The sequence below is a fragment of the Bacillus sp. B1(2022) genome, assembly GCF_040259625.1.
GTDB lineage: Bacteria > Bacillota > Bacilli > Bacillales > Bacillaceae > Bacillus > Bacillus velezensis.
Map to the genome: position 1 here is coordinate 41,741 of NZ_JANIFO010000011.1, position 13,022 is coordinate 54,762.

Genomic DNA, 13,022 nt, shown 5'->3' on the forward strand with positions numbered 1-13,022 from the left:
AAGTAACGATAAAATAATTATATTGTAAATGCAACAAAAAATGAGGGGTTTGAAAAGATATGACTGATATTTTGCGGGAAATCGGCATGATCGCACGGGCACTGGATTCCATCAGCAATATTGAATTTAAAGAATTAGACTTAACAAAAGGGCAGTATCTCTACCTTGTGCGGATATGTGAAAACCCGGGAGTGATACAGGAAAAAGTGGCGGAAATGATTAAAGTCGACCGAACAACAGCGGCGAGGGCAATCAAAAAACTGGAAATACAGGGGTTTATTGAAAAGCGTCCTGATGATCAAAATAAAAAAATAAAAAAGCTGTTTCCGACTGAAAAAGGGAGAAAGGTTTATCCGTTATTGCAAAGAGAAGGAGAGCATTCTGCGGAGGTAGCCCTGTCCGGCTTTACATCTGAGGAAAAAGAAACCATTTTCAGCCTTCTTCAGCGGGTGAGAAAAAATATAGAACATGATTGGGAATATGTGAAGAAGGGGAATAAAAGAGATTATTAATGGTCATTAGTTCCTTTTAGTGAATGATTGCGTTGTGAATGATTAAAGTCATAAATGGATACGTTATCTGTGAAATCTCCTTCCTCGGTTCCTGCTTCAACTAGCCGATAGGCTTATTTTTAACGAAAAGTATCAATTATGGTATATTTAAATAAGAAAAAATAATTGAAGCGGGGAATGATATGAGTACAATCGAAAAACAAAGACGTAAGAAATTCAGAGTGAAATCAATCGTACGGGCCATCATGGTCATCATCGGCGGAATTATTGCCGCGTATGGACTGGAAACCGTATTGATTCCGAATAGTGTATCTGACGGCGGTGTAACCGGACTCAGCATTGTCGGTTCACAGCTGTTTCATTTGCCTCTTGGGATCTTAATTGCGGTGATCAATATACCGTTTGTCTGGTTAGGATATAAGCAAATCGGGAAAGGTTTTGCGTTTCTATCAATTATCGGTATTGTCTCACTTGCCGCGGGCACGAGTTTTTTCCACCACACACCGGCTATCATCGAGGGAGACACCCTGTTAATCACCGTTGTCGGCGGGATTATTCTCGGCTTTGGAATGGGATTGGCATTGCGCAACGGCGGCGCATTAGATGGAATTGATATGCTGGCTGTGCTTCTGTCACGGAAATTGCCGTTTGGCACGAGCGACCTCATTTTATTTTTAAACATGTTTGTGTTTATTTTTGTTTCTTTTGTATTTGGGCTGCAAGGCGCATTGCTTTCCGTCATTGCTTACTACATTGCATCTAAGGTGATTCATGTGGTTGAGGAAGGCTTAAGCGGTTCTAAAACATTTCAGATTATCACCAATGAGCCTGCATTAATGGTAGAGACCATTCGTGAAGAATTGGGCCGGAGCGCTACTTATAAAGAAGCATACGGCGGTTTTTCTCATGAAAAATTCCAAGAAATCACATGTGTCATCAACCGTTTGGAAGAAACCAAACTGAAAGAAATTATTAATGACATTGATAAACAAGCCTTTGTGACGGTATATGATGTCGCAGAAGTAAAAGGCAGTAATTTCAGAAAAGTCCATAATCATTAAGAAGCGAGCTGCCGTTAATCGGCAGCTTTTTTTAATAAAGGAGAAAAAACTTGCAAAAATAGAATGACGGCTGTATATTATTGATATATCAAACATTGACTAGTCAATTAATTGCGCAAAAGAAAGTGGGGATGGGTTTTGACAGCATGTTGTTCAGAAGAAGGCGAGATTTTATATCAGCTCCAATCACTGCATAAAGTGATCGGCACGAAGTTTGAAGCGTGCACCGGAATCAGCCAATCCCGCCTTGAGCTTCTCGCCGTGCTTTTTTACGTCGATGAGATCAGCCAAAGCGATCTTCAGAAAAAGGTGAATATTGATGGCGCAGCCGTGACAAGACACTTGAAACAGCTTGAAGCCAAAGAAATGGTCACAAGAAGGCGGAAGCCCGAGGACAACCGAATTATACTTGTCCGGCTTACTGAACAGGGGCGGGAGAGAATCGAGGCTTCCAAAAAGGAGAAGGAGCGTTTCATAAAGGAAATGCTTGCCGGTGTCAGCGAGGAAGAACGCAGTATGTTAAAAAACGTATTGTCGCAGATGCAGAATAATATAGAAAATATGAAAGCATAGGAGTGTTTTACACATGAAAACAGAACTGAAAACAAACGACTTTATGGACATTATGAAAGGGCGCCGTTCCATTCGGAATTATGATCCGGCTGTTAAAATCAGCAAAGAAGAAATGACTCAAATCCTGGAAGAAGCAACGACAGCGCCGTCTTCAGTCAACGCGCAGCCGTGGCGTTTTCTCGTCATTGACAGCCCTGAAGGAAAAGAAAAACTCGCGCCGCTTGCAAGCTTCAACCAAACACAAGTCAGCACATCATCTGCGGTGATCGCGGTTTTCGCAGATATGAACAGTGATGACTATTTAGAAGAAATTTATTCAAAAGCGGTCGAACTGGGCTACATGCCGCAGGAAGTAAAAGACAGACAAATCGCTGCGTTGACGGCGCATTTTGAAAAACTTCCGGAGCAAGTGAACCGTGAAACGATTCTGATTGACGGAGGACTCGTTTCCATGCAGCTGATGCTTACGGCACGCGCGCACGGCTATGACACAAACCCGATCGGCGGCTACGATAAAGAAAAGATTGCCGAGGTTTTCGGAATGGATAAAGAGCGTTATGTACCGGTCATGCTGTTATCAATCGGAAAAGCGGCAGACGAAGGATATGCTTCCTACCGTCTTCCTATCGAAACAATCGCACAATGGAAATAAGGTTGAAGTGAAGCTGAGGGGAGAGGGACAGTGGAGATTATTGCAGCTGTTTTCGTCGGAATTGTAGCTTTAGAACATGTATTTATCATGATACTTGAAATGTTTTTTATCAATTCGAAGGCAGCTAAGCGGTCCTTCAAATTGCCGAAGCATTTAGAAGGTGATCGGAATGTAGCGGTCATGTTTGCAAATCAGGGTCTGTATAATGGATTTCTGGCTGCCGGCCTCATTTGGGGGCTGATCCTCGGAGCTGATCCGATTGGCCATATGATTCAAATGTTTTTCGTCATCTGCGTGGTCATCGCGGCCATTTTCGGAGGCTTTACTTCAAACAAATCAATTATCGTAAAACAAGGACTTCCGGCTGTTTTAGCGCTTATTTTTCTTTTATTGGCGTAGCAGACGGAAAGAGGGCTTCCGGAAAGGAAGCCCTCTTTTTTTATTCTGTTTTGAAAATCATTCCTTATATGCATCAGTTTCATGCAAACTAACAATTAGAAGTTATAGATCGGGTAACGTATGATAAGTGAAAATAACAAATCAGCGGAGGCAATCAATGGATTGGCATCAGATTAATTATTTTCAGACAGTGGCACAAGTGCAGCATATTACACAGGCAGCAAAACAGCTGTCCATATCTCAGCCCGCTCTCAGCCGTTCGATTTCAAAGCTTGAAGACGAGCTGGGCGTTCAGCTTTTTGATCGCAAAGGCAGGAATATTTATTTGAATCGGTACGGGAAAATGTTTTTGCATCGTGTGGAACAATCTATCAGACAAATTGAAATCGGTAAGCAGGAAGTGTGGAATGAAATACATCCCAACAGCGGCACAATTTTATTGTCTTTTTTGCCGTCGCTTGGCATGAGTATGGTTCCGGATGTGATCAGCTCGTTTCAACACATGTATCCTCATGTCAATTTTCAGTTGACCCAAGCATCAAATCAGCAGATTATCGAGCAATTAACCTCAAGAGAAGTGGACATCGCATTGACTTCGCTTCGTGATGAAAACGATGAGGTGATCTGCCAGCCGCTTTTAACAGAAGAGTTATATTTAGCCGTTTCTGCTGAACATCCGCTCGCCTCATATGATGAAATTGATTTGAAAATGGCGGAGCATGAACCGTTTATCTCTTTTAAAGATACAAATGTTCTTCACGGCATGATTAAAGAGTTGTGTGAAAAAGCGGGATTTTCACCGGATGTCGTATTTGAGGGAGAAGATATTGTGACAGCTTCCGGGTTAGTCGGCGCTAAACTGGGGGTGTCTCTTATCCCTGACTTGCACGTTTTTGATAAAACAAAGGTCAAACTTCTCAGTGTCACCAATCCGATCTGTAAAAGAGAGATTGGTTTGGCTTGGAGGAAAGACGGCTATTTATCGCCGGCAGCGGAGAATTTTATAGCGTTTATTCAAACCCGGCTTAACAGCAAAGGGGGAAGATAAATGACTTACATTCGCCGCGGCACACTTCAATTCAAAAAGGTAAACTTCGCTTTGTTTGCTGGCGGATTTTGCACGTTTGCCATCCTTTGGGGAACGCAGCCGCTGCTGCCTGATATCGCAAACGATTTTCACCTGTCACCGGCGGTTTCAAGCTTAAGCCAATCAGCGGCAACGATTGCTTTAGCCGTCAGTCTGGTATTCGCCGGTTTTTTATCAGAAATGTACGGGCGGAAGCAGATAATGGGCGTGTCATTATTTGCTGCATCCATCCTAGCCGTTCTCACAGGGTTTGTTTCGGACTTTCAGCTGCTCGTCGTTTGCAGGGCGCTGCAGGGAGCCGCATTAGCGGGGCTTCCCGCGGCGGCAATGGCTTATTTAGCTGAAGAAATTGAGCCGGACAGCTTGGGAATGGCAATGGGGCTTTATATCAGCGGAAATTCGATTGGCGGCATGACGGGACGCATCATCAGCGGCTTTCTGACGGATTCCTTCAGCTGGCATACGGCTTTGCTGACGATCGGCCTCATCAGTTTGCTGGCAAGTATTATCTTCTGGACGATCCTTCCTGCCTCTTCTCATTTTACGCCCCGGACATATAAAAGAAACGACATTTTTACCTCATTTTACCGTCAATACAGGACGCCCGGTTTCGGCTGCCTTTTGATCATCGGTTTTTTATTGGAAGCCGGCTTTGTATCTTTATATAACTATATCGGTTTTCAATTGATGAAGCCGCCTTATTCACTAAGCCAAACGGCAGTCGGGTTTATTTTTCTCGTATACCTTGTCGGAACGTTCAGTTCAACGTGGATGGGCATGTTAGCAGACAAATACGGCAAAAGAAAAATCCTGCCATTCTCATTGGTGATTGTCATGATTGGTGTCTGCATTACTTTATCTGCTGATATAGGGATCATGATTTTAGGAGTTGCGATTTTCACATTCGGCTTTTTTGCGGGCCATTCGATCTCCAGCAGCTGGGTTGGCGAACTGGCCGTACGCGATAAGGCACAGGCCGCGGCCTTATATTTGTTTTCCTATTATGTGGGAGGGAGCATCGGGGGGACTGCAAGCGGCGCTTTCTATCACCAATTCGGCTGGGGCGGCATTGCCGTCATGATCACGGCGCTTTCTGCCGTTTCAGCAGCCGTTTCAGTCTGGCTGGGATTATTGACGAAACGAAAAAAAGATAAACACCAATAGGCGTTTATCTTTTTTGAATTACAGATAAATGCTTACCGCAGAATAGATGAGCAGCAGACACATCACGATGCGAAACGCTTTATCGTGTTTCTCAAAGAGATGTTTAAAAACAGAGCCGAACGCCGACCACAGCAGTAAAGCCGCCCAGCCCAGGAGAATAGCCGACGCGAGCCAGAACGCAATCAATGGATACGTGTGCTGAAATGGCAATATAAAGGCGCTCATTAAGGTTAAAAAGAATAAAATACTCTTTATATTGATCATCTGAAACAGAAATCCCGATAGAAAAGACGATCGGGTTTTTTCAGAATCGCCTTTTGATGTTTTGGGCAGCGAAATCTGCCAAGCCAAATAGAGCAAATAGACGGCTCCGGCAATTTTAAAGTAAGGTTCCACGACGGGAATCCAATGATAAACACTCATTGTGAACAGACCGCTGAGAATGCCGAGCACTGCAAATCCCGTCAGGATTCCGCCGTTAAAACGCCATGAACCGATAAAGCCGGCTCTGCGCGCTTCATTCATCATTAAAATATTGCTCGGCCCGGGCGTAATAGATGTCATCAGGACATAAGAAAGAAAAGCTATGATACTCATTAAATCACCTTCATTTGCTAATGTGATGGAACCGTTTTTTATTGTATGATAAGAATAGTTATAAATAAAATTGAAAAATAAAATCGCATTATTGATTTTTTCGATACATCTTAGAGGTGAATTCATATGGAGATCAGACATCTTATTACATTTCAGGCCATTGTAGATAAGGGAAGCTATACAGGGGCCGCGGCGAAGCTGGGATACACGCAGTCGACGATTACGACTCATATTCAGGCGCTTGAACAGGAGATCGGCGGCGCATTATTTACGTACGAAAAAAGGCGTCTGAAACTGACGCCTTTAGGGAGAGAGCTGATACCGTTAGCCGAGGATTTACTTTCCGCCCATGACAAGATCAAAAATATGCAAAGCATTCACGAGGTGAAGGGCGTTTTAAAAATTGCGGCGCCGGAGTCTTTGACCATTTCCAGACTGGGGCCGATTATCAGAGAATATTCCATGAAGTATCCGAACGTCAATATCATATTGAGCAACGGAACATGCGGGCAGAATCAGGTGGAATTAGTAAGCGGCCGTGTGGATATTGCATTTATGGTGTATCCGGAGATACAAATGGAAAAGTGCATACATCATTCTTTATTGGAGGAACGCATCGTCCTCGTGGCGGGCAGTGACGCACCGGAACATTTTGACGACTATCAACAAAGCGGCAAGCATTTTTTTATTACAAATGAAGAAGGATGCAGCTATCGGACTATGTTTGAACGATTTCTCGTCAAGCATGATATCAGTCATTTACAAACAATGGAATTGTGGAGTATAGAAGCCATTAAGCAGACGGTGATGAGCGGACTCGGTTTCTCCGTTTTACCTTATATTACGGTAAAAGAAGAGGTAAAAGCGGGGAAGCTGAAAATTCTTCAGCAGTCTGAGCCGTTCGAGCGGCTTTATTCTCATATGCTGGTCAAAAAGAAAAAATGGCAGCTTCCAGCCGCTGAAGCTTTTGTGTCGCTTGTTCTTGAGTCGTTTGGTGATAAATAATGTTTAGGTTAATTTGAAAGCCGATGCCTGCGCGCATCGGCTTTTGTTTTTGTCCGGAATCTTAATGACATTTTCGATGTCAGCCAGCTTTGACTCCATACCTACCTTTTTTTAAAAAAAGAGAGCTGATCAGCAAATATGGTATGATTTACATAATCAGGGAGTGAGAAGATGAATATGAAAAGGGCATATTACACTATTTTATACAGCCAGACCGCTATCAACTTGGGGTTCTCACTTTATACGATGGCCGTCATCTTGTTTTTGTTTACAAAAACCGGTTCGACGGCGATGGCCTCTCTTATGACGTTCGTCAGCATTGTATGTCGCGTATTGGGCAGCGCCGTTTTGCCGCTGGTCACCGGCCGGTTCACGCTTCGGTCTTTGTTAATCAGTTCTCAATTGATACAGATCACACTGTTAGTCTGTTTGTTTTTTGTCATCCAAACCGGTTCATCCGCATTCTTTTTTCTGATGTTTTGTCTGATCGGAGGCATTTCTTTTTGCAACGGATGGTTTGCTCCGATTAAAAGCGCGCTGGTTGGGGAAATCATTCCTCCCGATCGAAGGGCGAAAGCGAACGGTTTATTATCTGCGGCGGATCAGACCGTTCAGTTTGCGGGGTGGTCTCTGGGCGGCGTCATCATAGCGTTCTTGGGAGAGAGCGATACAATGATCGTTACTGTCATGTTATTGGTTTCTTCGGTTTTGGGCATCATTCTGTTTCTTCAAGTACGCATGTGTGCGCCGGCAGCAGTCAGGGAACGTTCCCTTTTTGCAGATGCGGCAAGCGGCTGGGTGTATTTATTTCGGCAAAAGCAGCTGAGGGTTCTCATTGTGATGGATGTGATCGAATCGTGGGCAGGCATGATATGGATCGGGTCTGTGTCCTTGACTTATGTGCATGACGTCCTTCATAAAGGAGAGGCTTGGTGGGGGTATGTCAACGGAGTCTATTATGCAGGGACGATGATCGGCGGACTGATCATCTATAAGTTATCCGGTAAGTTTCAGCATCATCTCATTCCGCTTATGCTGACGGGAGCCTTGGCATATGGAATGTTCACGTTTATTTATGGGTTGATCACAAGCGCCGTTACGGCCCTTTTTCTGGTGCTGTGTATGGGGCCGGCTTGTGTATTACGAGATCTCACGCAGGAAACATTGCTTCAAAACATCACGACCGAAAAGACACGGGTCAATATATTAGCGGCGAGATCAGCTTTAGTTCAGTTTATTTTTATGTTTTCCATTATCGGAACGGGGGTCATCTCGGATGTATTCGGCGTGCGGTTTATTTATATTGGCGCAGGCCTCCTCTTATTAATTTCGGCTTTTATCGGATTTTCTCAGCTGCGAATGAAGAAGATGGTACAAAGCCGCATGTAGTGTAGTATAATGAGGAACGTACGTTCTATATCGAGAGAGGAGAGGGTAATGTGGGACATCTGGCACTGCAATTGTATGATTATCATCTTTGGGCAAATCAGCAAATATTCACCCGGCTTAAAGAGCTTCCGGAGGATGTGTACCGTAAGGAGATTCAAAGTGTCTTTCCGTCGATAGCCGGTGTATTGACTCATGTGTATCTGTCGGATAAGGGGTGGTTTGATGTGTTCTCCGGAGAGCGTCTGGAGGATACGCTGAAATCAGCTGAACAGCAAAAAGAGGACATCTTGTCTAAAGAGATAGAAGAGCTGGAAGATATGTTTTTGGAATTATCAGACCGATATCAATTATTTTTGCAAAAGGAAGAAAATATCAGTCTCCCCCTTGAAATAGAGCATCCGTCAGGTGACATCATGAAAACCGCAGCGGCCGATATGATCCTCCATGTTGTGAACCACGGAACGTATCATCGCGGGAATATAACAGCCATGCTCAGACAGATGGGGTATGCTTCTGTGCCGACGGATTACGGTATGTATTTATATATAAACAAAAAGTAAACAAGACAGCCAACGCGGCTGTCTTGTGATATCCGTAAAACAGCCAAATCATATGAGTGATTTGGCTGTTTCGTTTGCTATGCCATGTTCTGCAGCCGTTCTAAACTTTTTTTCCAATTCGCTTCAAGCGCTGTAAAAGCAGCGGCGGCATCTTGCTGTTCTAATGCGTGAATGATATCAGAGTGTTCATTATATGATCTGTTTAAAGCGCCGTTTTCACTGAAATAGCGGATTTCCATTCTCTGAATTTTGACTTTCAGGCTTACTAGCAATTTGTGAAGTTCGGCGTTGTCCGCAAGCAGAATGATGCGATGGTGAAATGCATTGTCCGCTTCCAGGATGGCCAGTTTATCGCCGTCTTTCATTGTTTGAAGAAGATTTTCATTCAGCTGTTTCAATTCCTGAATCACGGCATCGTCCACATGCGGGAGAGCTTGCTGCAATGCCAGTTTTTCAAGCGTCCAGACGATGGAATACAAGTTTTCCGCTTCTTTTAACTCAATCGGAGCGACAAGCGTCCATCTGTTCGCTTTTGTTATCACCAAGCCGTCATCTTCCAGCCGCAATAAGGCTTCCCGTATCGGGGTGCGGCTGATTCCCAATGTTTCCGACAAATCCTTGTCCTTTAACTTTGTTTCCGGTTTGAGCTTGCCCGTTATGATCCAGTTTCTGAGTGTGCGATACACTTCGTCCCGCATGATGGTTCTTTTCAGCACAGGTTCTTTGTTTTGATTATCCAATGGAACACCTCATGAATCGTAGTATACATATTTGCATTTTACCACAGTCCGGGCGCTGGTTAGAAATGAAGAGGGACGTCTAAGAATGAATCGAACCGAGATGCTTCATCTCAATATGCTGAAAGTCAGCGGAGCCGCCTTCAGAAAAGAGCGTGATTCCCTGATCTTCGTGTTTTGGGAACACTTCATTTGTCAAAACGGTTTTTCCGTCGTCTGCAAATACTTCAATACTTGTTTTGTCTACGAGAATTTTCAGATGGACGCGCCCTTTGTTTCCGTCAAATGGGGCTTTGCTTTCGGCGTATGCACCGGTTTTATCAGGCTGGTCTGTAAACGATCTGTTCACATAGGCATAGCCGTCTTCTGCCGAAATACCGACATCAATATGCCGACTTTGGTCTGCTGATTCTCTGAGTCTGACGCCTGCATTTTTGATATCTGACCAAGCGATATCCATATCAAGCTGATATGTATCACCTTTGATCGGCAGTGTCTCTGAACCGTTCACCTGTTTGTGTTCTATGCTGTCAGTTGAAGAGGTTAATTGGTTCAATGCTTCAACCGGCTCTGACACTAGGCTGTATGTGCCGCCGTCCTGCTGCTGAAGGCGGATTTCACGGACGATAGAATCCGTGCCGTTAAAGCCGTTTTTTAGTGTCGGTGTTTCATTCGGATAATCCCAATTGTTCATCCATGCCAGCGCATAGCGTTTTGTCAGAGGATCTTCGCTATTACCGTCCTCAAATGTGACGCCGCCGTACCAGTCAAAGCCGTAATCGAGCCATTGCGGTTCTTCTTGATCGGCGGTAAATTCCTTCCCGTCAAAGTTTCCGGTCCAATACGCGTACGTATTCGGTTTGCCTGCGGGTTTGCCGTTTGCGCTTGCGCCCAGAACCCACTTGGCTGTTCCGTCATCTGCACGCATCATATAAAGGTCGGGGCATTCGACGAGGCCGATCTGCTGAGTGATAAAACCGCCCGTGTATTTCCAATTTTTTAAATCGGGTGATTCATAAAAACCGATTTTTTCGCCTTCGGCCATGGCCATCACCCATTTGTCATCCTGTTCATCCCAGATCACTTTCGGGTCCCGGAAATCCTTAGTTCCCGGATTTTTCATCACGGGCTGATCACTATAGGAAGTAAACGTTTTTCCTTTGTCCGTGCTGTACCATAAATATTGTTCCTGGGCTTTTGTTTTGGCTGTCGGCTGTGTTGTGACGGCGACCAGCGCGTTTTTGCCGAAGCCCGCGGTGTTGTGTTTATCAATGACGACAGAACCGGACCATATATCGCCGTTTTCGTTGGTGTATTTCGGAATAGCCGTGCCTTCGTCCGTCCAGTGCACCAAGTCCTCTGATACGGCGTGCCGCCATTCTGTGCCGTTGCCGTTCGGGTAATCCCGATTATAAAGATAGTAGTAATGATATTTCCCCTCGAAAAAAATGGGCTTTTGAGGGTCGTTTTTCCATTTGTCCGGGGTCGTAAAATGATACGCCGCACGGTAATCTTTCTTATGCTCCGTGTTTGTGTCAGAGGAATTGTGGCTTTTGTTCGGCAGTAAGCCGACAAACAGGAACGCACCCAAAAAGATCAATATTACAACGGGCCATTTTCGTGCCATGATTGAGTTCACCATCTTGTTGAGAAATAAAAGAAAATGCCAATGAAGTATCGGCATTTTCTTTTTGTTGTTATTAGTTGTTAACCGTAAGCTGTCCTTGTTCAAGGATGCTGTTTTTAACAACGGATGTTTTCTTGCCTTTGATGTTCATTAAGAAGCTTGGCGCAAATGTTGCCTTTTTATCCTCAAAGAAGCCTCTGTTTGTCATGTAGCTTGTGATCACGACATTGTTGCCTTTGGCTTGCGGCACTGCGAAGTGAGAGTAAGTGAACGTTACATCGTTAGGATCAAGACCCATTTGCAGTACAAGACCAGTTTTGTTCAGCGGCTTGTAAGGACCTGTTAAAGAGTTTGATACATAACCAAGCATGTAGATATCGTTGGAGTTAATACCGTCGATCGTCATTTTTGAACCGCGTGAATCAGTGAACAGGTACCATTTGCCGTTCATTTTGAAAACATTCGCGCGCTCGATTTCATCAGTTACCGTGTTTGAAGTGATCAGCGGCTTCATGACTTTTTTCAATGTGTAGTCATCGTTTAACTCTACCATACCGAGGGCGCCGTTCGCTAATTCAGCATCGCGTTTTTTAGCACTTTGCTGAAGCTTCTGACTTTCTTTACGGAAGAAGTTTGTGCTGCCGCCGTAGTACGCTTTGTTAAATAAAGATTCTTCGCCTTGGTATCCGTTATCTGTTCCAGTGTTGGCTTCGAATACAAGGTATTTATGGCCTTTGTCTTCAACGTAGTGAGGGTCTCTCAGCGTATGGTTGTCGCCGGATGTATAGTTCCCTTCATCGATAAACTGCTGAACGTTTTGATATGTTTTTCCGTCACCGTCAAAAATCGTTTTATGATCTTCCACTCCGTTGATCTTGAGCGTGTCATCAGATTTTGACACATTTACCTGCGCCGTTGTCAGGCTTTGTTTGCCGTAATGTGTACCGGAAAAGTCAGTGTAGAATAAACGGATTTTTCCGTCAGATGTAAAGGTTGCAGAACCGGACCATTCTTGTGTCTGTTCTTTCAGGATTTCATCGTTGGCGTCGAACTTATCGCTGTCTTTAAAGACACGGCCCGCGTTTTTCCAGCTGTCGATCGAGTTGTCGCCGACTTTTTGATAAAACATGTAGATGGATGTGTCATCAGCGTCTTTCGGGCTTCCGGCAAGAGCAAACACGACGTGATAGCCGTTGTATTCAGCTACTGTTCCGTCAGCGTTTTGGAGCGGCCAGCTGTCCCACACATCCAGTCCTTTTGCGGACTCGATATTTTTAATTGTTGATTGGTCGAATTGAGGCACTTGGTATTTTTCACTTTGCTGCTGTTTAGGGATCTGCAGCATATCATGGCGTGTGATGTGAGAGACGCCGTACGTTTCTTTGTAAGGTTTTTGGGTATTTTCTTTCGCGAAGGCTTGAGTCGCTCCCCCTGCCAGAAGTGCAGTCGTAAAAGTTAGAACTGTGGCTCGTTTTGCAAATTTTTTGATGTTCATGTTCATGTCTCCTTTTGTATGTACCTTTTTTGCGATCTGCCGATTCGATCCTCCTGCATTCATGGATGGCAGGTTTGTTACAGAAAAAAAGACCTAAAATATGTATGGGGTGACGCCAAAGAATACACTTTGCCCTTAACACATTTTAGGTCTTGCCTGCTTTA

Annotated in this window: 14 protein-coding genes; 10 read left to right on the forward strand and 4 right to left on the reverse strand. The window is 44.4% G+C overall.

Features of this window, described 5'->3' with window-relative positions; translation table 11 throughout:
• Positions 1–59 precede the first annotated feature (59 nt).
• The 7 genes from NQS30_RS17235 to NQS30_RS17265 all read left to right on the forward strand — a co-directional run bounded on the left by NQS30_RS17235 (position 60) and on the right by NQS30_RS17265 (position 5,448).
• Positions 60–512: a MarR family winged helix-turn-helix transcriptional regulator gene (locus tag NQS30_RS17235; protein WP_007615031.1), complete on the forward strand. Its 453-nt coding sequence runs from the start codon at positions 60–62 to the stop codon at positions 510–512.
• A gap of 182 nt (positions 513–694) precedes the next feature.
• Complete coding sequence (locus NQS30_RS17240) at positions 695–1,573, forward strand: YitT family protein (RefSeq protein ID WP_012118921.1); 879 nt, start codon at positions 695–697, stop codon at positions 1,571–1,573.
• Between the two features lie 111 nt (positions 1,574–1,684).
• Positions 1,685–2,146, forward strand: a complete 462-nt coding sequence (locus NQS30_RS17245) for a MarR family winged helix-turn-helix transcriptional regulator (RefSeq protein ID WP_169510223.1) — start codon at positions 1,685–1,687, stop codon at positions 2,144–2,146.
• 13 nt (positions 2,147–2,159) lie between these two features.
• Positions 2,160–2,798: a nitroreductase family protein gene (locus NQS30_RS17250; RefSeq protein WP_004393039.1), complete on the forward strand. Its 639-nt coding sequence runs from the start codon at positions 2,160–2,162 to the stop codon at positions 2,796–2,798.
• A 30-nt stretch (positions 2,799–2,828) separates the two neighbouring features.
• Complete coding sequence (locus NQS30_RS17255; RefSeq protein WP_015240972.1) at positions 2,829–3,197, forward strand: DUF1304 domain-containing protein; 369 nt, start codon at positions 2,829–2,831, stop codon at positions 3,195–3,197.
• Between the two features lie 157 nt (positions 3,198–3,354).
• Positions 3,355–4,245: a LysR family transcriptional regulator gene (locus tag NQS30_RS17260; RefSeq protein WP_015240971.1), complete on the forward strand. Its 891-nt coding sequence runs from the start codon at positions 3,355–3,357 to the stop codon at positions 4,243–4,245.
• Complete coding sequence (locus NQS30_RS17265) at positions 4,246–5,448, forward strand: MFS transporter (RefSeq protein ID WP_015240970.1); 1,203 nt, start codon at positions 4,246–4,248, stop codon at positions 5,446–5,448. It abuts the gene before it with no gap.
• 18 nt (positions 5,449–5,466) lie between these two features.
• Here NQS30_RS17265 and NQS30_RS17270 read toward each other — a convergent pair whose 3' ends face one another.
• Positions 5,467–6,045, reverse strand: a complete 579-nt coding sequence (locus NQS30_RS17270; protein ID WP_012118916.1) for a LysE family translocator — start codon at positions 6,043–6,045, stop codon at positions 5,467–5,469.
• Positions 6,046–6,171: 126 nt separating this feature from the next.
• On the opposite strand from NQS30_RS17270, the gene NQS30_RS17275 reads away from it, so the two are divergent.
• The 3 genes from NQS30_RS17275 to NQS30_RS17285 all read left to right on the forward strand — a co-directional run bounded on the left by NQS30_RS17275 (position 6,172) and on the right by NQS30_RS17285 (position 8,999).
• Positions 6,172–7,050 carry a LysR family transcriptional regulator gene (locus NQS30_RS17275; protein ID WP_015240968.1) on the forward strand — a complete coding sequence of 293 codons (879 nt, stop codon included), beginning with the start codon at positions 6,172–6,174 and terminating at the stop codon, positions 7,048–7,050.
• A 171-nt stretch (positions 7,051–7,221) separates the two neighbouring features.
• On the forward strand, positions 7,222–8,439 hold the full coding sequence (locus tag NQS30_RS17280) for an MFS transporter (protein WP_218791436.1): 1,218 nt from the start codon (positions 7,222–7,224) through the stop codon (positions 8,437–8,439).
• A 50-nt stretch (positions 8,440–8,489) separates the two neighbouring features.
• On the forward strand, positions 8,490–8,999 hold the full coding sequence (locus NQS30_RS17285; RefSeq protein ID WP_012118912.1) for a DinB family protein: 510 nt from the start codon (positions 8,490–8,492) through the stop codon (positions 8,997–8,999).
• A 77-nt stretch (positions 9,000–9,076) separates the two neighbouring features.
• Here NQS30_RS17285 and NQS30_RS17290 read toward each other — a convergent pair whose 3' ends face one another.
• The 3 genes from NQS30_RS17290 to NQS30_RS17300 all read right to left on the reverse strand — a co-directional run bounded on the left by NQS30_RS17290 (position 9,077) and on the right by NQS30_RS17300 (position 12,858).
• Positions 9,077–9,739 carry a GntR family transcriptional regulator gene (locus NQS30_RS17290; protein ID WP_069006969.1) on the reverse strand — a complete coding sequence of 221 codons (663 nt, stop codon included), beginning with the start codon at positions 9,737–9,739 and terminating at the stop codon, positions 9,077–9,079.
• A gap of 79 nt (positions 9,740–9,818) precedes the next feature.
• The gene (locus NQS30_RS17295; protein ID WP_123912822.1) at positions 9,819–11,375 is read right to left on the reverse strand and encodes a glycoside hydrolase family 32 protein; all 1,557 of its coding nucleotides are present in this window, start codon (positions 11,373–11,375) and stop codon (positions 9,819–9,821) included.
• 61 nt (positions 11,376–11,436) lie between these two features.
• The gene (locus NQS30_RS17300) at positions 11,437–12,858 is read right to left on the reverse strand and encodes a glycoside hydrolase family 68 protein (RefSeq protein ID WP_012118909.1); all 1,422 of its coding nucleotides are present in this window, start codon (positions 12,856–12,858) and stop codon (positions 11,437–11,439) included.
• Between the last annotated feature and the right edge of the window lie 164 nt (positions 12,859–13,022).

What these genes read in the sequence shown, in the direction of transcription:
- NQS30_RS17235 (WP_007615031.1), top strand. Translation starts at nt 60, where the DNA reads ATGACTGATATTTTGCGGGAAATCGGCATGATCGCACGGGCACTGGAT.
- NQS30_RS17240 (WP_012118921.1), top strand. Translation starts at nt 695, where the DNA reads ATGAGTACAATCGAAAAACAAAGACGTAAGAAATTCAGAGTGAAATCA.
- NQS30_RS17250 (WP_004393039.1), top strand. Translation starts at nt 2,160, where the DNA reads ATGAAAACAGAACTGAAAACAAACGACTTTATGGACATTATGAAAGGG.
- NQS30_RS17260 (WP_015240971.1), top strand. Translation starts at nt 3,355, where the DNA reads ATGGATTGGCATCAGATTAATTATTTTCAGACAGTGGCACAAGTGCAG.
- NQS30_RS17265 (WP_015240970.1), top strand. Translation starts at nt 4,246, where the DNA reads ATGACTTACATTCGCCGCGGCACACTTCAATTCAAAAAGGTAAACTTC.
- NQS30_RS17270 (WP_012118916.1), bottom strand. Translation starts at nt 6,045, where the DNA reads ATGAGTATCATAGCTTTTCTTTCTTATGTCCTGATGACATCTATTACG.
- NQS30_RS17275 (WP_015240968.1), top strand. Translation starts at nt 6,172, where the DNA reads ATGGAGATCAGACATCTTATTACATTTCAGGCCATTGTAGATAAGGGA.
- NQS30_RS17280 (WP_218791436.1), top strand. Translation starts at nt 7,222, where the DNA reads ATGAATATGAAAAGGGCATATTACACTATTTTATACAGCCAGACCGCT.
- NQS30_RS17300 (WP_012118909.1), bottom strand. Translation starts at nt 12,858, where the DNA reads ATGAACATCAAAAAATTTGCAAAACGAGCCACAGTTCTAACTTTTACG.